Origin of the sequence: Janthinobacterium sp. PLB04 (assembly GCF_021165895.1) — a bacterium.
Taxonomy (GTDB): domain Bacteria; phylum Pseudomonadota; class Gammaproteobacteria; order Burkholderiales; family Burkholderiaceae_D; genus Janthinobacterium; species Janthinobacterium lividum.
Map to the genome: position 1 here is coordinate 1,079,337 of NZ_CP088968.1, position 20,702 is coordinate 1,100,038.

Annotated in this window: 19 protein-coding genes; 7 read left to right on the forward strand and 12 right to left on the reverse strand. The window is 63.9% G+C overall.

All coding sequences use genetic code 11. From position 1 onward, the window contains the following. Window positions 1–58: 58 nt before the first annotated feature. The 5 genes from LSO07_RS04740 to gatC form a co-directional block, all read right to left on the reverse strand. Window positions 59–1,306, reverse strand: a complete 1,248-nt coding sequence (locus LSO07_RS04740; RefSeq protein ID WP_151092592.1) for a M56 family metallopeptidase — start codon at window positions 1,304–1,306, stop codon at window positions 59–61. Further along, window positions 1,303–1,686 carry a BlaI/MecI/CopY family transcriptional regulator gene (locus tag LSO07_RS04745; RefSeq protein WP_151092594.1) on the reverse strand — a complete coding sequence of 128 codons (384 nt, stop codon included), beginning with the start codon at window positions 1,684–1,686 and terminating at the stop codon, window positions 1,303–1,305. The genes LSO07_RS04740 and LSO07_RS04745 overlap by 4 nt, the downstream gene beginning before the upstream one ends. A 189-nt stretch (window positions 1,687–1,875) precedes the next feature. After that, window positions 1,876–3,336: an Asp-tRNA(Asn)/Glu-tRNA(Gln) amidotransferase subunit GatB gene (gene gatB, locus LSO07_RS04750; protein WP_151092596.1), complete on the reverse strand. Its 1,461-nt coding sequence runs from the start codon at window positions 3,334–3,336 to the stop codon at window positions 1,876–1,878. 52 nt (window positions 3,337–3,388) lie between these two features. Next, window positions 3,389–4,873, reverse strand: a complete 1,485-nt coding sequence (gatA, locus tag LSO07_RS04755) for an Asp-tRNA(Asn)/Glu-tRNA(Gln) amidotransferase subunit GatA (RefSeq protein ID WP_151092597.1) — start codon at window positions 4,871–4,873, stop codon at window positions 3,389–3,391. Between the two features lie 178 nt (window positions 4,874–5,051). After that, window positions 5,052–5,354: an Asp-tRNA(Asn)/Glu-tRNA(Gln) amidotransferase subunit GatC gene (gene gatC, locus LSO07_RS04760; RefSeq protein WP_151092599.1), complete on the reverse strand. Its 303-nt coding sequence runs from the start codon at window positions 5,352–5,354 to the stop codon at window positions 5,052–5,054. A gap of 350 nt (window positions 5,355–5,704) precedes the next feature. Here gatC and LSO07_RS04765 point away from each other — a divergent pair, with 350 nt between their 5' ends. The 6 genes from LSO07_RS04765 (at window position 5,705) to LSO07_RS04790 (ending at window position 12,590) form a co-directional block, all read left to right on the forward strand. Beyond that, window positions 5,705–6,748: a rod shape-determining protein gene (locus LSO07_RS04765; protein ID WP_010393186.1), complete on the forward strand. Its 1,044-nt coding sequence runs from the start codon at window positions 5,705–5,707 to the stop codon at window positions 6,746–6,748. A gap of 109 nt (window positions 6,749–6,857) precedes the next feature. After that, window positions 6,858–7,931 carry a rod shape-determining protein MreC gene (gene mreC / locus LSO07_RS04770; RefSeq protein WP_151092601.1) on the forward strand — a complete coding sequence of 358 codons (1,074 nt, stop codon included), beginning with the start codon at window positions 6,858–6,860 and terminating at the stop codon, window positions 7,929–7,931. Then, window positions 7,928–8,440: a rod shape-determining protein MreD gene (gene mreD, locus LSO07_RS04775; RefSeq protein ID WP_034749354.1), complete on the forward strand. Its 513-nt coding sequence runs from the start codon at window positions 7,928–7,930 to the stop codon at window positions 8,438–8,440. The genes mreC and mreD overlap by 4 nt, the downstream gene beginning before the upstream one ends. A gap of 12 nt (window positions 8,441–8,452) precedes the next feature. Next, window positions 8,453–10,423, forward strand: coding sequence for a penicillin-binding protein 2 (mrdA, locus tag LSO07_RS04780; protein ID WP_034784702.1), 1,971 nt, complete (start codon window positions 8,453–8,455; stop codon window positions 10,421–10,423). A gap of 8 nt (window positions 10,424–10,431) precedes the next feature. Then, window positions 10,432–11,547, forward strand: a complete 1,116-nt coding sequence (rodA, locus tag LSO07_RS04785) for a rod shape-determining protein RodA (RefSeq protein WP_034784703.1) — start codon at window positions 10,432–10,434, stop codon at window positions 11,545–11,547. Continuing rightward, entirely contained in the window at window positions 11,547–12,590 is a 1,044-nt protein-coding gene (locus LSO07_RS04790; RefSeq protein ID WP_151092603.1) for a septal ring lytic transglycosylase RlpA family protein, read from the forward strand. Before rodA ends, LSO07_RS04790 begins: the two co-directional genes overlap by 1 nt. A 119-nt stretch (window positions 12,591–12,709) precedes the next feature. Here LSO07_RS04790 and LSO07_RS04795 read toward each other — a convergent pair whose 3' ends face one another. Genes LSO07_RS04795 through argS form a run of 7 tightly spaced genes read right to left on the reverse strand, consistent with a single transcriptional unit; the run spans window position 12,710 to window position 18,903 of the window. Then, window positions 12,710–13,399 carry an SPOR domain-containing protein gene (locus LSO07_RS04795; RefSeq protein ID WP_151092605.1) on the reverse strand — a complete coding sequence of 230 codons (690 nt, stop codon included), beginning with the start codon at window positions 13,397–13,399 and terminating at the stop codon, window positions 12,710–12,712. Beyond that, window positions 13,393–14,151 carry a type III pantothenate kinase gene (locus LSO07_RS04800; RefSeq protein WP_092612744.1) on the reverse strand — a complete coding sequence of 253 codons (759 nt, stop codon included), beginning with the start codon at window positions 14,149–14,151 and terminating at the stop codon, window positions 13,393–13,395. The genes LSO07_RS04795 and LSO07_RS04800 overlap by 7 nt, the downstream gene beginning before the upstream one ends. A gap of 4 nt (window positions 14,152–14,155) precedes the next feature. Continuing rightward, a complete protein-coding gene (locus LSO07_RS04805) occupies window positions 14,156–14,950 on the reverse strand; it encodes a biotin--[acetyl-CoA-carboxylase] ligase (protein ID WP_151092607.1) in 795 nt (264 codons plus the stop codon). A gap of 15 nt (window positions 14,951–14,965) precedes the next feature. Continuing rightward, entirely contained in the window at window positions 14,966–15,748 is a 783-nt protein-coding gene (locus LSO07_RS04810) for an SDR family oxidoreductase (RefSeq protein ID WP_151092609.1), read from the reverse strand. Between the two features lie 37 nt (window positions 15,749–15,785). Beyond that, window positions 15,786–16,457, reverse strand: coding sequence for a thiol:disulfide interchange protein DsbA/DsbL (locus LSO07_RS04815; protein ID WP_070253845.1), 672 nt, complete (start codon window positions 16,455–16,457; stop codon window positions 15,786–15,788). Window positions 16,458–16,466: 9 nt separating this feature from the next. Next, window positions 16,467–17,171 (reverse strand): SPOR domain-containing protein, encoded by a 705-nt coding sequence (locus LSO07_RS04820; RefSeq protein WP_034784711.1) that lies wholly within the window; start codon window positions 17,169–17,171, stop codon window positions 16,467–16,469. Window positions 17,172–17,193: 22 nt separating this feature from the next. Then, the gene (gene argS, locus LSO07_RS04825) at window positions 17,194–18,903 is read right to left on the reverse strand and encodes an arginine--tRNA ligase (RefSeq protein ID WP_034784713.1); all 1,710 of its coding nucleotides are present in this window, start codon (window positions 18,901–18,903) and stop codon (window positions 17,194–17,196) included. A 376-nt stretch (window positions 18,904–19,279) separates the two neighbouring features. Here argS and rsmB point away from each other — a divergent pair, with 376 nt between their 5' ends. Continuing rightward, the gene (rsmB, locus tag LSO07_RS04830) at window positions 19,280–20,701 is read left to right on the forward strand and encodes a 16S rRNA (cytosine(967)-C(5))-methyltransferase RsmB (RefSeq protein ID WP_034784714.1); all 1,422 of its coding nucleotides are present in this window, start codon (window positions 19,280–19,282) and stop codon (window positions 20,699–20,701) included. Window position 20,702: the final 1 nt, after the last annotated feature.

Here is a 20,702-nt window from a genome sequence, read left to right on the forward strand (position 1 = left end):
ACCCGCAAGCGGGCGGCGGCAGCGCTGCTGCGATGTTGCAACGCCGCCGCCGCTGCTTTTAGTTCAGGCTCCAGACGTATTGCACCTTGACGCTGGCGCTGACCGGCTTGCCGCCAGCGAGGGCTGGCTTGAACGTGCACTTGGCGATGCCGCTGCGCGCCGCCTCGTCGAGGGCCGGATGGCCGCTGCTTTTGACCACGCTCGATCCCGTTACCTTGCCGGTGGCATTCACGTCGAAGGACATGTTGACCGTGCCCTCTTCCTTCGCCTGCAGCGATGCGGCTGGCCAGACCGGCTTGCCGCAGACGCCAAAGTCGATGACAGGGCGGCGTTCCAGCACGGGTGCGCTGTCGGCGGCCATGGCCTGGCCGTAGATGCCGAGGCAGGCGCCGGCCAGGGCCAGCAGCGGTATGGCCGCTTTCCAGTTCAGGGTTTGTGGTGCGGGGCGCAGCAATCGTTTGATACGTGACATAAGATCTCCTCCGTTGGCCGCCTGGGCCAGGTGGTGGGTTGAGAACTGGAGGCGTTCCAGTTCCGAGAGTGCAAGAGCCAGACGCCGCGGTTCGCCCAGTTGTCTTGCTGCGAAATCATCTGCAATGTGTTCGCGTTCGAGGCGCACGCCGCGTGAAATCCACCAGACGGCCGGGTGGAAGAACAGCAGCGCCTCGATGGCGTTTTGCAGCAGGTTGATCAGATAGTCGTGGCGCCGGATATGCGCCAGTTCGTGCGCCAGCAGCGCGTCGAGCAGGTGCGGCGGCATGCCGGTGACCAGCGAAGCGGGCACCAGCACCATGGGGCGCCAGATGCCGGCCGCCAGCGGGCTGGCGATGCCGTTTAGCACGCGCAGCCGCACGGGCCGCGTCACGCCGGCATCCTGGGCCATGCGCGACAGCCTTGTCTGCAGTTGTCCATGCGTGGCGCCGGTGTTCCTGGCGCTGCGCTCTATCCACAGCATGCCCAGCGCCATGCGTACGGCCAGCACGGCGGCGCACAGCGCCCACACGCCGACGATGGCGCGCAGCAGCAAGTCCAGCTCGGGCAGGCTGTCGGGCGCCAGCAGGGCGGTCGGCAGCAAGGCGCTGGAGTACCGGGCGCCCGTGGCATCGCCGCCGGCCAGGCGCAGACACAAGCCCGCCGCCGGCCATGCTAGGCAGGCCAGCAGGGCGCCGCAACCGACGGCGTAGCGCGCCTCCGCACGCGCATTGCGCAGGGCCGCCCACGCCAGCGCCGTGGCGCAGCCGATCAGCAAGCCTTGCCACAGGAAGTGCAGCAGGGTCCAGCCTAGCGCCGGCACGAAGCCGTTCATGACTGATCGTCCTTGAGCATTTTTTCGATTTCCTCGCGTTCGGCGCGCGACACGCCAGTGCGCAGCGCCGCCAGCACCAGCGCCTTGGCCGAACCGGCAAAGGCCTTCTGCATCAATTCCTTGAGCAGGTTCGTCTGCAGGCTGTCCTGCGCCTGGGCCGGCGCATACACGTGCGAACGCTGGCTTGCGTCGCGGATCAGCAAGCCCTTGCCGTGCATGATCTGCATCAGGCGCAGCACGGTGCCATACGTGATGGCAGGCTTGGCCATCGCCATCGCCTCGTGTACCTGCTTGGCCGTGGCGGCGCCCAGCGGCCATAGTGCCTGCAGCAGATCGAGTTCGGCTGCCGTCGGTTTCGGGATGTCGTGCGTCTTGGCCATGCTGTTTTCCTCTTGCCTGAAATTCAATATGGCTAGATTAAACCTTGTAGACAAAAATGTATACTTTAATTTCTGGCGGTCTGAAAACGCCCTTGAAGGAAGAGGAAAAGTCTAGACAAGACTGTTTATAAACGATGCGTACAGGCGAAAAAAAAGACGCCGCAGCGTCTTTTTTGGGGATGGGGAGAGTTAGCCCGCCAGCTTGGCCTTCAGCAGTTCCGTCAGCTGGGCCGGGTTGGCCTTGCCCTTGGATGCTTTCATAGCCTGGCCGATCAGCGCGTTGATGGCTGCCTCCTTGCCGGCGCGGTATTGCTCCACCGACTTGGCGTTGGCCGCCAGTACTTCATCGACGATGGCTTCCAGGGCGCCCGAATCCGAGATCTGTTTCAGGCCCTTGGCGTCGATGATGGCGTCGACCAGGTGCTCGTCGCTGGACTTCGCTTCCCACATGCCGGCGAAGACTTCTTTCGCCGCCTTGTTCGAGATCGTGCCGTCGGCGATGCGCTTGAGCATGGCGGCCAGCTGCGCGGCGGAGACGGGGGCATCGTCCAGGTCCACGCCTTCGCGGTTCAGGGTCGACGAGACGTCGCCCATCAGCCAGTTGGCGGCGGCCTTGGCGTTTTCCTTGCCGGCCTTGTCGACCACGGAGACGAAATAGGTGGCCATGGCTTTCGATTGCGTCAGCACCAGCGCATCGTAGTCCGGCAGCGCGTATTCGCTGATGAAACGGGCGCGCATGGCGGCCGGCAGTTCCGGCATCGAGGCCTTGACGGTGTCGATCCACGCTTGCGAGATGACCAGTGGCGGCAGGTCAGGATCCGGGAAGTAGCGGTAATCCTGGGCGTCTTCCTTGCTGCGCATTTCGCGCGTTTCCTTGCGGTCCGGATCATACAGGCGCGTCGCCTGCACGACCTTGCCGCCATCTTCGATCAGTTCGATCTGGCGGCGCACTTCCACGTGCACGGCTTCCTCGATGAAGCGGAAGGAGTTCAGGTTCTTGATTTCGCAGCGGGTGCCGAATTCCTTCTGGCCGACGGGGCGCACTGAAACGTTGACGTCGCAGCGGAACGAGCCTTCCTGCATGTTGCCGTCGCACACGCCCAACCACATGACCAGCGAGTGCAGCGCCTTGGCGTAGGCCACGGCTTCGGCGGCGCTGCGGATTTCCGGTTCCGAGACGATTTCCAGCAGCGGCGTGCCGGCGCGGTTCAAGTCGATGCCGCTCATGCCGGCGTAGTCTTCGTGCAGCGACTTGCCGGCGTCTTCTTCCAGGTGGGCGCGCGTCAGGTTGACCGTCTTGGTGACGAATTCGCCATCCTTTTCATAGCCGAAGGTCAGGGCGCCGCCGATGACGACGGGGTCCTCGAACTGGCTGATCTGGTAGCCCTTCGGCGAATCCGGATAAAAATAGTTCTTGCGCGCGAAGACCGAGTGCGGCGCGACGGTGGCGCCGACGGCCAGGCCGAAACGGATCGCGCGGTCGACGGCCTGCTTGTTCATCACCGGCAGCACGCCTGGCAGCGCCAGGTCGACTGGGCTGGCCTGCGTGTTGGCTTCGGCGCCGTACTTGATCGGCGAACCGCTGAAAATTTTGGATTCGGTCGTGAGCTGCACGTGGTTCTCAAGACCGATGACGACTTCCCATTGCATAGTGTTCTCGCTTATTTTTTGGTGGCGCCGCCTGGGCGGCGCGAATTTTTTCTTAGATGCCTGCAGGGCTGCGCGTATGCCAGTCCGTCACTTGCTGGAACTGGTGGGCCACGTTCAGCAGTTTGGCTTCGCCGAAGTAATTGCCGATGATTTGCAGTCCGACGGGGCGCTTGCTGTTTTTCTCGCCGTCGCCAAAGCCGCATGGAATCGACATGCCGGGCAGGCCGGCCAGGCTGGTCGACAGGGTATAGATGTCGGCCAGGTAGTTCGCCACCGGGTCATCCGTCTTGTCGCCCAGGTCCCAGGCGACGGTCGGCGCGACCGGTCCCATGATGACGTCGCAGACGGCGTTCGGGCCATTCAGCACGGCGTCGAAATCCTGCGCGATCAGGCGGCGGATCTTTTGCGCCTTCAAATAGTAGGCGTCGTAGTAGCCGTGGCACAGCACATAGGTGCCGACCATGATGCGGCGCTGTACTTCCGGGCCGAAGCCCTGCGCGCGCGACTTCTTGTACATGTCCTGCAAGTCCTTGTACTCGGTGGCGCGGTGGCCATAGCGCACGCCGTCGTAGCGCGACAGGTTCGACGACGCTTCGGCCGGCGCGATCATGTAGTAGGCGGGAATCGACAGGGCCGTGTTCGGCAACGAGATATCGACCAGGGTGGCGCCCAGCTTTTCATACTGCGCCAGCGCGCCGCGCACGGCCGCTTCCACGTCCTTGGCCAAGCCTTCGCCAAAGTACTCGCGCGGCACGCCGATGCGCAAGCCCGTGAGGGGCTGGTCAAGATCGCGCGAAAAATCTTCCGCCACGCCGCCCTGTTCCGGCGACAGGCTGGTCGAGTCGCGTTCGTCGAAGCCGGCCATGGCGGTCAGCAGCAGGGCGCAGTCTTCGGCCGAGCGGGCCATCGGGCCGCCCTGGTCCAGCGACGAGGCAAAGGCGATCATGCCGAAGCGCGAGACGCGGCCATACGTCGGTTTGATGCCGGTGATGCCGCAAAAAGCGGCAGGCTGGCGGATCGAGCCGCCCGTGTCGGTGCCGGTGGCTGCCGGCGTCAGGCCAGCCGCGACGGCGGCGGCCGAGCCGCCCGACGAGCCGCCTGGTACGGCATTCTTGTCCCACGGATTCTGCACGGCGCCGAAGGCCGAGTTCTCGTTGCCGGAGCCCATGGCAAATTCATCGCAATTGACCTTGCCCAGGGTGACCATGCCGGCCGCGCGGAATTTCTCCACCACGGTGGCGTCAAACGGGCTGGCGTAGTCGGCCAGCATTTTCGAGCCGGCCGTCGTGCGCCAGCCTTTGGTGACGAACAAGTCCTTGTGCGCGATCGGCACGCCCGTCAATGGCGTGGCCGTGCCTGCCGCGATGCGTGCGTCCGCCTCGGCAGCCTGCGCCAGGGTCAGGGCACGGTCGACGTGCAAAAAGGCGTTCGAGTTGTCCGCTTCGATGCGGTCGAGGAAATGCGTCGCCAGCGCAACGGCGGAAATTTCCTTGTTCTGCAAGAGCGTGGACAGCTGTTTGATGGATTTTGTATGCATGGCGTTTCTATTTTTATCTATTCGGCAAGGTTGGGATTCGTGCACTGCGCCGTTCTAGCGCCTGACAGAAGCGTAGCGAGCGGAAGTGAGTTGTGGCCGAGAAGCGGAGCTGTGCTTTAGCACAGTGAGCATCGCAGGCCGCAAATCGCGACGCGCAGTAGCTTATGTCAGGTGCCAGTTACTCGATGACCTTGGGCACGAGATACAGGCCATCCTGTACCTTCGGCGCCACGGCCTGGTAGGCATCGCGGCGGTTTTGTTCCGTGGCGATGTCCTCGCGCAGACGCAGGGCGATATTGTCCATATGGGCGGCCAGCGGGTGGCTCAGGGGCGCCACGCCATCGGTATTGATGGCTTGCATTTGTTCTGCCAGTGCAAAAATCTTGTTCAATTGGGCCAAAGACGTGACGGCCTGGTCGTCGGCCATTTCAAGTTGGGCCAGGTGGGCGATGCGTTTTACGTCGGAGAGTGTCAGGGACATGGCGAATGGCGCGGAGTGCCGCGCATTAGTATTAAGTTGGCGTTTTGATAAAACGCGGGTATTTACTGCTATTTTGCTCACAAAAATCGAGGAATGCCGCGTAACTCGCGGCTGCAAGAGTCGCACTTTTCCATGGTTTTTGAGCAAATCGCATTCAAATTATAAGGTAGAATGGCGGGTTAATGCGTTGCCGGCGCTGATGGACTGCTGCCGCAGCATAGAAAAGATTGCGCAAGCGCCAAGCGAAACCCGGAAAAATCGCCTTTTGGATTTTCAGGGTGCCTGAAAGCGCCCGCTTTGAAACTCCCCATAAACAGCTTTTGCGCAGCTCGATGCGCTACAGGACACTCATGTTTGGTTTTTTACGCAGGTATATCTCCACCGATCTGGCCATTGACTTGGGCACGGCCAACACCCTTATTTATGTACGCGGCCTCGGTATCGTCCTGGACGAGCCATCCGTTGTCGCCATCCGCCAGGAAGGCGGTCCGAATGGCAAGAAGACCATTCAGGCAGTCGGCAAGGAAGCCAAGCAGATGCTGGGCAAAGTGCCGGGCAATATCGAAGCGATTCGTCCGATGAAAGATGGCGTGATCGCCGACTTCACCGTGACCGAGCAGATGCTCAAGCAATTCATTCGCATGGTGCACGACTCGAAATTCTTCCGTCCATCGCCGCGCATCATCATTTGCGTGCCGTGCGGTTCGACCCAGGTTGAGCGCCGCGCGATCCGCGAATCGGCCCTGGGCGCCGGCGCCTCGCAGGTGTACCTGATCGAAGAACCGATGGCTGCGGCCATCGGCGCGGGCTTGCCCGTGTCCGAAGCGACCGGCTCGATGGTGGTCGACATCGGCGGCGGCACCACCGAAGTGGGCATCATTTCGCTGGGCGGCATGGTCTACAAAGGTTCCGTGCGCGTCGGCGGCGACAAATTCGATGAGGCCATCGTCAACTACATCCGCCGCAACTACGGCATGCTGATCGGCGAACAGACGGCTGAAGCCATCAAGAAGGCCATCGGTTCGGCCTTCCCTGGCTCGGAAGTGAAGGAAATGGAAGTCAAGGGCCGCAACCTGTCCGAAGGCATCCCGCGTTCGTTCACCATCTCCAGCAACGAAATCCTCGAAGCGCTGACCGACCCGCTGAACAACATCGTCTCGGCCGTGAAAAACGCGCTGGAACAGACGCCGCCGGAACTGGGCGCCGACATCGCCGAAAAAGGCATGATGCTGACGGGCGGCGGCGCACTGCTGCGCGACCTGGACCGCCTGCTGATGGAGGAAACCGGCCTGCCGGTGCTGGTGGCCGAGGATCCGCTCACCTGCGTGGTGCGCGGTTCCGGGATGGCCCTGGAACGTATGGACAAGCTCGGCTCGATCTTTTCCTACGAATAATCTGACAGAAGGGCCGGAAACCAACTCCGGCCTTTTTTTGGTTTTGGCGCCGGCGTTTGACCGGGGCCTGCACGTTGGCGCACTGCGCCTGGCCTGATTATTGGAAGTCATGGAATACAGTCCTCCGCCACTTTTCAAACAAGGCGCCTCCGCCCGCGTCAAGATGATGGTGTTCGCCGGCATTTCAATCGCCCTGTTGCTGGTCGATTCGCGCATGCACGCGCTGACGGCCGTGCGCCAGGCCGTCGGCACCGTGCTGTATCCGGTACAGATGGCAGCCCTGGTGCCGCGCGATGTGGCGGTTGGTGTCGGCAACTACTTCTCTTCGCTGTCCGCCCTGGAAAAACAGGTGCGCGACCTGAAACACGAACAGATCGCCTCGGCGCAGATCCTGCAGCAGGCGCAGCTCAACATCGTTGAAAACAACCACCTGCGCAAGTTGATGGAAGCGCGCGAGCGCGTGCCCGTCAAGACCATGATGGCCGAAGTGCTGTACGACACGCGCGATTCGGCCACGCGCAAGATCGTGCTTGACCGGGGCATCCAGCATGGCGTGGAACTGGGCCGCCCCGTGATCGACAACCTGGGCGTGGTGGGACAAGTCACGCGCGTGTTCCCGTTCACCTCCGAAGTGACGCTCCTGACCGATGAAGAGCAGGCCATTCCCGTGCAGCTGCTGCGCAATGGCGTGCGCAGCGTGGCCATCGGGCGCGGCAAGTCCGGCACCATGGAGCTGCGCTTCACTGCCCCCAGCGCCGACATCCAGATCGGCGACATCGTCATTACCTCGGGCCTCGACGGCCTGTATCCGGCCGGCCTGGCCGTGGCGCGCGTGACCCTGGTCGAGCGCAATGCGCATGGCCCGTTCGGCCGCGTCGTGTGCCAGCCGCTGGCCGGCATCGAACGCAACACCCAGCTGCTCATCTTGATGACGTCGCCGGAAATTCCGCCGCGTCCGCCCGCTGAAGAAGTCAAGACGGGACGCAAGATCGCCGGCAAGATGGCGCCGATCAAGGATCCCGCCAAGGAGCCGGCCGCTGCGACACCAGCGGCCGCCAATGCGGCGACCGCGCCGGCCGCGAAACCGCCGGCCAGCCCGGCGCCGAAACCGGCGGCGCCTGCCGCAACACCAGCAGCAACGCCAACACCTGCCGCCGTGCCACCGAAGGAAGCGACACGATGAACCGCCCGCATTACATCCTGCTGCCGGTCAGCCCCCTGTTCATCGGGTTTTCCCTGCTGTGCGCTTTTCTGCTGAACCTGCTTCCATGGGGGCAGTTCGTCGGCGTGCCCGATTTCGTCGCCCTGGTGCTGGTCTTCTGGGGCATCCACCAGCCGCGCAAGGTCGGTATCGGCGTGGCGTTTTTCATGGGCCTGATGATGGATGTGCACGACTCGACCCTGCTGGGCGAGAATGCGCTGGCCTATACCTTGCTGTCGTACTTCGCCATCATGATGCACCGCCGCGTGCTGTGGTTCCCCATCATGACGCAGGCGCTGCACGTGCTGCCGCTGCTGCTGCTGACGCAGGCGCTGCAGTTGCTGACGCGTCTGATCGTCTCGGGCCGCTTCCCCGGCTGGCTCAATTTCATCGAGAGCTTCGTCGCCGTCGCCCTGTGGCCCATCGTCACGTGGATCTTGCTGGCACCGCAGCGCCGCGCCGTGGACCGCGACCATAACCGGCCGATTTGACGGGCGCCTGCAATGACTGAACTTAAGAACACCGAGCGCGAACTGCATTTTTTCCGCATGCGCCTGACCATCCTGGGCGCGCTCGTCTTCGTCTGCTTTTCGCTGCTGCTGGCGCGCTTCATCTGGCTGCAGGTGATCAAGCACGAGGACTACGCGACCAAGGCCGAGGACAACCGTATCGCCGTGGTGCCCATCGTGCCCACGCGCGGCCTGATCCTCGACCGCAACGGCGTGGTCCTGGCGCGCAATTACTCGGCCTATACGCTGGAAATCACGCCATCGAAACTGAGCGCCAGCCTCGATTCCGTGATCGACGAGCTGTCGACCCTGGTGCAGATCGACATCAAGGACCGCCGCCGCTTCAAGAAGCTGCTGGAAGAATCGAAGAACTTCGTCAGCGTGCCGCTGCGCACGCGATTGACGGACGAGGAAGTGGCGCGCTTCACGGCGCAGCGTTTCCGCTTCCCTGGCGTCGAGGTGCAGGCGCGCCTGTTCCGCCAGTATCCGATGGGCGAGGTGGCGTCGCACGTGGTGGGCTTCATCGGCCGCATCAACCGCAATGAAGCGAAGGCGCTGGAAGAGGGCGAGGACGCGGCCAATTACAACGGCACCGACCATATCGGCAAGGAAGGTCTGGAAAAAAGCTACGAAAAGCAGCTGCATGGCACCACCGGCTACGAAGAGGTGGAAGTGTCGGCCGGCGGGCGCGCCATGCGCACCCTGTCGCGCACGGCCGCCACCCCTGGCAACAATCTGATCCTGTCGATCGACATCGAGCTGCAGAAGGTCGTCGAGGAAGCGTTCGGCGAATGGCGCGGCGCGGCCGTGGCCATCGACCCGGCCACGGGCGACATCCTCGCTTACGTGTCCAAGCCAGGCTACGACCCGAACCTGTTCGTTGACGGCATCGACCAGCAAAGCTGGAACGAACTCAATACCTCGCTGGACCGGCCGATGGTCAACCGTCCCCTGTCCGGCACCTACGCGCCCGGCTCGACCTTCAAGCCCTTCATGGCGCTGGCCGCACTCGAATTGGGCAAGCGCACGCCGAGCCAGTCGATTTCCGATCCCGGTTTCTTCATCCTCGGCGGCCACACCTTCCGCGACGACAAGGTGGGCGGCCATGGCACGGTGGACATGCACAAGTCGATCGTCGTTTCGTGCAACACCTATTACTACCAGTTGGGCCGCGACATGGGCATCGACGCCATCCACGACTTCATGAAACCGTTCGGTTTCGGCCAGCTGACGGGCATCGACCTGAATAACGAAAAGACGGGCGTGCTGCCGTCGACGGAATGGAAGCGCAACCGCTTCAAGACGCCGCAGCAGAAAAAATGGGTGGGCGGCGACACGATTTCGGTGAGTAACGGCTCCGGCTACAACTCGTATACGCCGCTGCAGATCGCCCACGCGACGGCCAACCTGGCCAATAACGGCGTGGTGATGAAGCCGCATCTGGTGAAGATCATCGAGGACGCGGCTACGCGCGCGCGCACCCTGACGGTGCCCAAGGAAAGCTACCGCATCGCGCTCAAGCAGGAAAACATCGACGTCATCAAGCGCGCCATGGTGGGCGTGACCAGCGAGCAGGGTGGCACGGCCGCGCGCATCTTCACCGGCGTGCAGTACACGGTGGGCGGCAAGACGGGTACGGCGCAGGTGGTGGGCATCAAGAAAAACGAGAAGTACAATGCCAAGCTGCTGGCCGAACGCCTGCGCGACAACGCCCTGTTTACGGCCTTTGCGCCGGCCGACAAGCCGCGCATCGCGATCGCCATCGTGGTGGAAAACGCGGGCTTCGGCGCCGGCGTGGCCGCGCCGATCGCGCGCAAGGCGCTCGACTACTACCTGCTGGGCAAGCGCCCGAGCGACAAGGAAAAGGACACCACCAAGGTGCCCAAGGAAGATGTCGACGAAGTGCGCACCCTGGAAGAAATCACTGACGAGCAGGCCGCCCCGGCGGTACCTGCCAGGCAATAAGGAAGCACATGCCCATTAACGAGAGGCGCTCGCTGTGGCGGCGCGCCAAACCCTATCTGGCGGTGTTCGATCCGCCGCTGATGATCATCATCCTGATGCTGCTCAGTACCAGCTTGCTGACCCTGTATTCGGCCAGCATCGGCATCCCCGGCAAGATCGAAGACCACCTGCGCAATATTTTGCTGTGCTTTTTCGTCATGTGGGTGGCGGCCAACGTCACGCCGCAGATGATGATGCGCATCGCCGTGCCGGCGTACACGATATCGGTGATCTTGCTGGTGGCCGTGGCGCTGTTCGGCACCATCAAGCTCGGTGCGCGGCGCTGGCTGCATATCGGCGTGATCGACATCCAGCCGTCCGAATTCCTGAAGATCGCCACGCCGCTGATGCTGGCCTGGTTCTTCCAGCACAATGCGGGCGCCTTGCGCTGGAAATCGTTCCTGATGGCGGCGATATTGTTGCTGGTGCCCGTCTACCTGATTGCGCGCCAGCCCGACCTGGGCACGGCGCTGCTGGTGGTGGCGGCCGGCTTTACCGTCATCTTCCTGGCCGGTTTGTCGTGGAAGGTGCTGGCCGGCTTGCTGATCACCTTTGTTTCCTGCCTGCCGATCGCCTGGTCGCACCTGCATGATTATCAGCGCGACCGCGTGATGATGCTGATCGACCCGACCAAGGACCCGCTGGGCAAGGGCTTCCATATCATCCAGTCCATCATCGCCATCGGTTCCGGCGGCATGACGGGCAAGGGCTGGACGCACGGCACGCAAGCCCACCTGGAATTTGTTCCCGAGCGCACGACCGATTTTATTTTTGCCGTATATTCCGAGGAATTCGGCCTGGTCGGTAACTTGATCCTGATGCTGATGTATTTGCTGCTGGTGGGACGGGGGCTGATGATCGCCGCCAATGCCCCCAGTTTTTTCACTCGCCTGCTGGCAGGAGCGATCACTATGATTTTCTTTACTTACGCCTTTGTAAACATGGGCATGGTCAGCGGCATCGTGCCGGTGGTCGGCGTTCCCTTGCCATTCCTTAGCTATGGCGGCACCGCGCTGCTGACCCTGGGCGTGGCCACCGGTATCCTGATGAGCATTCAGCGCCACCGCAAGCTGGTGCAGACCTGATGCGCGCGCCTTTCGATACTTTCGCCATGCGCGGGCTGAGTCTGACGGTCTTGCTGACCCTGGCCGCTTGCGGTACGACGCCGCAAAAGCCCGCATCGAATAACGTGCCGCTGCCGTCCGGCGGCAAGGTCAAGGCGCCCGTGCGCCAGGATCCCACCTTGCCGGCATTGCCGGCGGCCGGCTCCGGGCGCGGCGGCTACTACAAGGATGACGGCCCGGGCGACAATCCGCCGGCCAACCTGCGCGACGTGCCCGATGCGGAAGTGCGCAACGAGCCGTATTCGACGCGCTCGAACCGCCCGTATGTCGTCTTCGGCAAGACCTACACGCCGATCACCGACAATGAGCCCTTCAAGCAAAAGGGCACGGGCACCTGGTATGGCAAGAAATTTCATGGCCAGCGCACCTCGTCGGGTGAAATCTACGATATGTACAAGATGACGGCGGCCCATCCGACCTTGCCGATTCCTTCGTATGCGCGCGTGACGAGCATCGACAGCGGCGAGCAGGTGATCGTGCGCATCAACGACCGCGGCCCCTTCCATGCCACGCGCGTCATCGACGTGTCGTACACGGCGGCGCTGAAACTGGGCTTCCTCGGCAAGGGCAGCCACCAGGTGGTGGTCGAACGGCTGCTGCCTGCCGATATCGACGCCATCCTGGCCGCCCGTGCGGCACCGAAGCCGGTGCCGTCCGTGGTGGCCATCTCCATCGATACGCCGGTGGAAACGGGCGCCGTGGTGCAGCCGGAAGTGTCGTCGCAAATGCTGCCCGTCGACGCGACGGTCGCCGCACCGGCACCGGCGGCGCTGGCCAGCGGTTTCTATCTGCAGCTGGGCGCCTACTCGCGCGCCGACAATGCGGAAACGGGCCGCTCGCGCCTGGAACCCTACGCGGCAGCCCTGGGGACCCTGGGCGTGGTGCAGGCCGGGAATCTGTTCCGCCTGTACGGTGGCCCATTCTCGAGTCGCGCCGATGCGGCGCGGGCGGCGGCCAGCCTGCCTGAATCGACAGGCATCAAGCCCATCGTCATTCAACGATAAAGCACCTGACAAAACCGTAGCGAGCGGAAGGGAGAGGCGCCCGAGAAGCGGAACTGTGCTCAAGCACAGCGAGCATCGCAGGTTGCCTATACCGACGCGCAGCAGGTTTGGTCAGGTGCTTATTTGCAGCTGCGCAGTTCCTGGTCTGGGAATTGTGATTTGATCTTCTCGAGACGCGCGCGTGTTGCGGCGTCGAGGTCGCGGAACTGGTAGGCCAGCTGCTTGCCGGCGCTGTAGCGCGGCGCGACGCGGGCGCTGTGCACGCCCTGTTTGTTGAGCGATGCCAGCTGGCTTTGCGCGCTGGTTTCCGACTTGAACACGCCCAGTGAAATGCCCCAGCGCAGCGGGCTGCTTTCATTCATGATGAAGTAATTCGTCACGCCCAGCTGCTTCAATTCGCCGGCCTTGCGGTCGGCGCCTTCCTTGCTGCCCTGCGGCGGGATATACACCATGTAGCTGGAAATCTCCTGGCCGGCCACGTTGCGGCGCGACTGACGGTCGCCCAGGTCCAATGCCGCCACTTGCGCTTCAAAGCGGCGCCCATCGGCCAGCAGGAAATTGCCCACTTCCGTGCAGGCATACGATGTCGGCGGTGCCGGTGCCGGTGCCGCCGTCGGCGTCGCGCCCTCTTCGGCGGCGGGCGCCGTGGCCTGCTCCTGCGTCAGCAAGGTGAGCTTGCCCGCCTGCAGCTGGTTTTTCAGGCGCGCCGGTTCGCGCGTCTCGGTGCGAAAACTGCCCAGATAACCCTGGCCGATGGCCAGCACCAGCAGGTTGACGCCGGCCAGCAGCCAGAAGACGAATTTCAGCATACGTGGTTTCCTTGTGTTCCTGCGGTCCCGGCGCGCGCGGCCGCCTGCAGGCCGAGCATGACGATATTGTCCACCAGATGCAGCGGCACGGCCAACGCCAGGGCCGGTGCGATGCGCGGTGCGGCGCCGCCCGACAGCAAACAGGCGCTGGCGCCATGCATGCGCACGGCCCGTTCGATGGCGCCCGCCTGTGCCGCCAGGCAGCCGGAGAGGATGGCGTCGTCCGTGTTGTCGGCAAAGCCGGCCGGCAGCAGGGCGTCGCTAGCGATTTGCGGCAGCTGCGCCGTGTTGCGCGCCAGCGAGCTGGCCATCAATCCCAGTCCCGGCAAGATCATCCCGCCGAGGAAAACGCCATCGGCCGTGACGGCGTCGATGGTGGTGGCGGTGCCGCAATTGGCGACGATGACGGCCTGGCCAGGCGCCAGCGCCTGCGCGCCGATGGCGGCGGCAAAGCGGTCGCAACCCAGCTGCGACGGCGCGCGGTAGCCATTCGTGAGGCCCGCCAGCTGCGGCAGCGATACAAAGTCGCGGGCGACGACCGGCAGCATGGCGCGCAGGCGCGTGCCGATGGCGGCGCCTGCCACGTTCGACAGCAGCGCTTCGCTGATGCCGAGTGTCTCCCACTGCGCGGCCAGGGTGTCGATCTGCGCATGCGCGACGGCGCCGCTGGCCAGCCAGCCGCCGAGGGGACTGCCGGCGGCCACGAGCGCCCATTTGATGCGCGTATTGCCGGCGTCGATCAGCAGTAGCATGCGCTTACTCCCCCGTCAGGCGCAAGGACACGTCGCCGGACATGATTTCCTGCAGGCCGCCATCGGTGCGCAGCAGCAGGCGGCCCAGCTGGTCCACGCCTGCCGCCACGCCTTGCTGCAGCAGTTGGCCATTGTCGAGGATTTTTACGTGCTGGCCTTGCCAGGCATGCAGCACGTTCCAGCGTTCGGTAAACGGTGCAAAGCCCGTGTCGTCGAATTCGGCCAGCACGCCGGCCAGGCGGCTGAGCAGGGCGGCCACCAGGGTATTGCGTTCCATCTGCGCCAGCCAGGGCACGGCCGAGACGCTGCGCCCGATCTGCCGTTCCAGCGCATCAGGCATCAGCAGATTGATGCCGCAGCCGATGACGGCCCACACGCCACCGTCCGCTGCCTGCTGGGTCTCAACGAGGATGCCGGCCAGCTTGTGTCCATCCTTGAGCATATCGTTTGGCCACTTCAGCTGCACCGGCACGCCCAGCGACGTCATGGTCTCGGCCAGCGCCACGCCGACGGCCAGCGGCAAGCCGACCAGCTGCTGCAGCGGCCCCTTGAAGCGCCAGGCCAGCGAAAACATCAGGCTGGCGTCCGGCTGCGACACCCACGGCCGCCCGGCGCGCCCCCGTCCGGCCGTCTGCTGGCCGGCGATGCGCAGGGTGGGGCCGGCCAGGGTGGCGCAGCGCGCCAGCAGGTCGGCGTTGGTCGATCCCGTTTCATCGACCACCTCGATGGCCACGTGGGAGGCGCCCGTGGCGCAATGGGCGGCGATGGCCGCGCTGTTCAGGTCTGAGTGCTTCGTCATGGGGAGAGGTTGGTTTTACTGGCTGCCGCCGGATGGCTTGCTGCGTGCCTTGTGCGGCGCGTTGGCGAAGGCCATGTCGTAGACGGCATTGGGCAGCGCGCGCAGCAGCTTGGCGACGACGCCCATCTGCCACGGGATCACGCGGTAGCTGTCGCCATCGGCGATGGCGCGCGCGGCGCGCACGGCGAATTTTTCGGCCGGCATCAGGAATGGCATGCGGTAGGCATTGTGGCGCGTCATCGGCGTGTCGATGTAGCCGGGCGTGATGGTGACGACCTTGACGCCCGCCGGTTTCAATTCCAGGCGCAGCGATTCGCAGTAGCTGATGACGGCCGCCTTCGAGGCGCTGTAGGCTTCGGCGCCGGGCAGGCCGCGGATGCCGGCCACGCTGCCGATGCCTACCAGGCGCCCGCTGCCCTGGCTTTTCATGGCGGCGATGAAGGGCGCGAAGGTGGCGACGGTAGCGGTGACGTTGATGGCGATGAGGCGCGCGAAGGCGTCGAGGTCTTCCGCGTGTTCGCTCAAGGTACCGTAGGACACGCCGGCGCTGGCGATGACGACGTCGATGCCGCCCGCATGGGCGATGAAGTCACCGGCGGCGCTTTTCAGGGCGGCGTGGTCGCACACATCGACGGCGTAGGCGCGGTGGCGTTCAGGGTAGGGCAGGGAGGCGATCAGTTGCTGCAGGGTGTCGCCACGGCGGGCCAGCAAGCCCAGATGGGCGCCCTGGCGCGCGTACTGCAGCGCCAGGGCGGCGCCCAATCCGCTCGACGCGCCCGTGATGAAAACGCGATGCATCAGGCGATGCCCGGGCGCGCCAGGGAAGTGGCCATGCTTATTTCTTTTCCGCTTTGGCTTTCGCGACCAGCACGTCCATCACGCTGAGCGCCTGGGCGTTCAGCTGCTCTTCGTTCCTGGCAGACTTGCTGCCCTGATCGGCCTGCGAAGGCGAGGTGATGTAGCGGCCGTCGATGGCGATCATGGGCCAGAACGTCACGTTATAGCCCTGCATCATGGCGTCAGCGCGGCGCACGCGGGCCGAGACGCCCATCGAACGGTAGGTGTCGATGAATTTCTGGCGGTCCACGCCTTGCTTGGCGACGAAATCGAATACGGCGTCGTCCGTGTTCAGGCGGTTGCGTTCCACGTGCATGGCGTGGAATACGCTGGTGTGCAGCTTGTCGACCAGGCCCATGGCTTGCAGGGTGAAGAACAAACGCTGCTGCGGCGCCACGCTGTCATCGCGCGACACGTGCACGCGCTTGAAGACGATGTTGTCGCCCTGCTTCTTGACCCAGGCCGCCAGCTGCGGTTCGAGCACGTTGCAATGGGGGCAGTAATAGGCGAAGAATTCCGTCACTTCGATTTTCTTGCCCGATTCCGTCGCCTGCGGCGTGGGCAGGGTTTCGTATTCGACGCCGTTTTTCGGCTCGGCCGGCGAGGCCGATGCGCCCATGGCGGCGGTGCACAGGGCGGCGGCGAACAGGATTTTCTTCAGAAAACGCATGCTGGTTCCTTATTTTTGGTTGCGGACGACGGCGACATCGATGCCGTTTTCAGACAGTTTGGTGCGTGCGCGGTTCATCGCTTCGAGCTGGTTGAACGGCCCGATGCGCACGCGGTGCAGCACGCCGGCGTCGGTGCTGCGGTCGCTGATGGCCGCTTCGAAGCCGAGCAGCGCCAGTTTGCCGCGCGTGCTTTCGGCGTCCGACATGTCATGGAAGGCGCCGGCCTGCAGATAATAAATCCATTTGTCGCTGGCTGCATCAGCCTTGGCCTCTTTTGCGTCGGCCTTGGCTTGCGGCGCGGGCGCCGCTGGTGCTGCCGCCGGCGTTTTCGGCGCCGGCTTGTCCTTTAATGTACCGATCAATTCCTGCAGCGCGTCCGGCGGTGGCGCCTTCGGCTGCTGCGCTGGCGCCGGCGCAGCAGGCTGCGTTGGCGTGACGATCTCGCGTGGCTCCTTGGAGAAGTCGCGCGCCGCTTCCTTGGCCGCTTCCTTGTTGCCGTACATCGGCTTGTTCGGGTCGGCGATCTGGCCGGCCGTCGGTTCGGTCGATTTGCCGGCCTTGCCCGACTTGTCGGTGAAAGGCGAGGCGCCCTTGGTGATCACCAGGGCGACCACCACGGCGATGCCCAGGCCGATGACCAGGCCGATGATGATGCCGACCAGGGTATTGCCCTGCTGGCGCCGGGTCGAAGAGAAGCGGGAAGCGTGATTCATTTTGACGGTTAGACCTTCGCGATTACATTTTGTTTGGCGCGGACACGCCGATCAGTGCCAGGCCGTTGCGCAGTACCTGGCGCGCGGCGATGACGAGGGCCAGGCGGGCCATCTTGACGGCTTCGTCCTCGACCAGCACTTTTTCGGCGAAGTAGAAGCTGTGCAGGTTGGCGGCCAGGTCGCGCAGGTAGAAGGCGACCTGGTGCGGGCCCAGTTCCGCTTGCGCGCGCGCCAGCATTTCCGGGTAGGCGGCCAGGGTCGCCAGCAGGGTCGCTTCAGTCGGCGCTGTCAGGGGAGACAAGTCGACGCCGGCGACCGTGCTGGCATCGCCGCCCCAGTTTTCCAGGATGCGGCAGATGCGCGCATGCGCGTACTGCACGTAATAGACCGGGTTTTCATCGGTGGTTTTCAGCGCCACGTCGACGTCGAAGACGAATTCCGTGTCGGCCTTGCGCGAGATCAGGAAGAAGCGCACGGCATCGCGGCCCTTGGCGATGTCGCCGCCGCCCGACCATTCGATCAGGTCGCGCACGGTCACGTAGGAGCCGGCACGCTTCGAAATCTTGACTTCTTCGCCGTCCTTCATGACGGTGACCATCTTGTGCAGCACGTAGTCGGGGTAGCCTTGCGGGATGCCCATGTCGACGGCCTGCAGGCCGGCGCGCACGCGCGCTATGGTGCCGTGGTGGTCGCTGCCCTGGATATTGATGGCCTGTACGAAGCCGCGCTGCCATTTCACCAGGTGATAGGCCACGTCCGGCACGAAATACGTGTAGGTGCCGTCCGTCTTGCGCATCACGCGGTCCTTGTCATCGCCGAAGTCGGTGGTGCGCAGCCACAGCGCGCCATCCTGCTCGTACGTGTGGCCCGCCTTGATCAGGGTTTCCACGGCGCTATTGACCTTGCCGTCCGCGTACAGCGACGATTCCAGGTAGTAATTGTCGAACTTCACGCCAAACGCCTGCAAGTCGATGTCCTGCTCGTTGCGCAGGTAGGTGACGGCGAACGGGCGGATCGAATCGATGTCTTCCACGTTGCCATTGGCCGTAGCAGGCTGGCCATCGCTGGCCGAGACGGTCTTGCCGGCCTTGAAGTCGCTGGCGATATCGGCAATGTAGTCGCCGTTGTAGGCGGACTCGGGCCATTCTGCGTCGCCCGGCTTGAAGCCGCGCGCGCGCGCCTGCACGGAGTTGGCCAGGGTCTGGATCTGCACGCCGGCGTCGTTATAGTAGAACTCGCGCGTCACCTGGTAGCCTTGCGCGTCGAACAGCGAGGACAGGGCGTCGCCCAGGGCTGCCTGGCGGCCGTGGCCCACGTGCAGCGGACCGGTCGGGTTGGCCGAGACGAATTCCAGGATGACCTGCTTGCCGGCGCCTGCCGTGCTGCGGCCATAGCTGTCGGCCTCGCTCAGGATGGTTTTCACCACGGCCTGCTTGGCGGCGGCGGAGACGCGCACGTTGATGAAGCCGGGGCCGGCGATTTCCACTGCCTCGACCAGGCCCTTGCCGGCCGGATTGGCCAGCACGGCCGCAACGATGGTTTGCGCCAGTTCGCGGGGATTCTGTTTCAGCTGCTTGGCCAGTTGCATGGCGATATTGCAGGCGACGTCGCCATGCGATGCATCGCGTGGTCGCTCGAGCACTACGCTAGGCGCAAGCGAAGTGCCGGCCAGGACGGGAGCGAGGGCGGCCTGGAACAGGGCGATGATTTCTTGTTTCTGTTGGGCGAGCATGAGCAGGATGGCGGTGGAACCGCGTTAAGAATGAATAGAATGAATCAAAAAGCAAAACGGACGGCAAGTACCCAAGCCGCCCAGACTGCGTTAATTATACTGGTTTGCTGCCGGGAACAATACGCTAGCCGGCAGTGTCCCCGTGCCGGCGCGTTTCACGATATTATCAGGACAGCATGCCCATGTTGGTGCACGAAAACATCACCATGGGACATTCTGCTTGTATATATGCAGTTTTTTGCCGCAATTTACATGTATCGCTGCAATCGCTTGGGTCAGAGGGCGCCACAAACGCTACAATCGACCCTTTATTGATGACGCGCGGCCGCGACTTTGCCACCATGCAGCCCGCCGCGCGCAGCCACACCGGATAACTATGAACAAGCGCCCCACGCTGAAATTGAAAACCAAGCCGGCGCCAGGCCAAGCTCCTGCCGCACCGAAACTGCGTCCCAGCTACCATCCCGACCTGAAACCGGTCTTGCAGCCAGGCTTCCAACCCGATTTGCGTGCCGATTCGCTGGCGTTTTGCCTGCTCGGCGCGGCCAATGCCGTGGCGCAAGTGCGCACGGGCACGGCCCTGCCGCAGGCGCTGGCCAAGGTGTTTGCGCAATCGAACGCCAGCCCGCAGGCGCGCGGCGCCATCCAGGATATTTCCTACCGTACCATGCGCCAGCTGGGCCGCAGCGAAACCCTGGTCGGCCTGATGACGTCGAAGGCGCCCGAGCCGCCGATGCTGGCCGCCCTGCTGTGCTGCGCGCTGTCGCTGATGTCCGCCGAGCCGGGCGAACAGCCGTACGAAGAATTCACCGTGGTCGACCAGGCCGTCACGGTCGCCACCTCGCACCCTGACCTGGCGCATGCCAAGGGCATGGTGAATGCCGTCTTGCGCCGTTTCTTGCGCGAGCGCAAGTCCTTGCTGGAAGCGGCCCTGCAGCAACCTTTAGCGCAATGGAATTATCCGCAGTGGTGGATCGACTCGCTGCGCCTGGCCTATCCGCGCGACTGGCAAGCCATTCTGACGGCCGGCAATGCCGTGCCGCCATTGACCTTGCGCGTGAATCGCCGCAAGAGCACGGTCGAAGCGTATCTGGCCGTGCTGGCCGAGGCGGGCATTGCCGCGCGCCAGGTGGGGCCGTTCGCCGTGCGCCTGGACAAGCCGATCGGCGTGGCCTTGATTCCCGGCTTCGAGCAGGGCGTCGTTTCCGTGCAGGATGCTGGCGCGCAATTGGCCGCGCCGCTGCTGGATTTGCAGGATGGCATGCGCGTGCTGGACGCCTGCGCGGCGCCGGGCGGCAAGACGTGCCATATCCTTGAGCTGGCCGACGTGCAGGTGACCGCCATTGATGCGGACGCCAAGCGCCTGCCGCGCATCGCGGAAAACCTCGAGCGCCTGGGCCTGGACGCCACCTTGAAGGCGCAGGATGCGCAATCGAGCGCGTGGTGGGACGGCCAGCAGTTCGACCGCATCCTGGCCGACGTGCCGTGCACGGCTTCGGGCATCGTGCGCCGCCATCCTGATATCCGCTGGTTGCGCCGCAAGGGCGATGCGTTCCAACTTGCAACACTTTCATCCAAAATTCTGGACAACCTGTGGCAGATGCTGCGCCCCGATGGTAAATTGCTGTTCGTGACATGTTCATTGTGGCCGCAAGAGTCCGAGGCACAGGCGGCGGCATTTGCGGTACGCAATAATGCAACCCGATTGACAGCGCCTGGCCAGCTGTTGCCGACTGGCAGCGCGGAGCAGGACCACGACGGTTTGTTCTATGCGCTATTCCAAAAAAATGCGGCTTGAG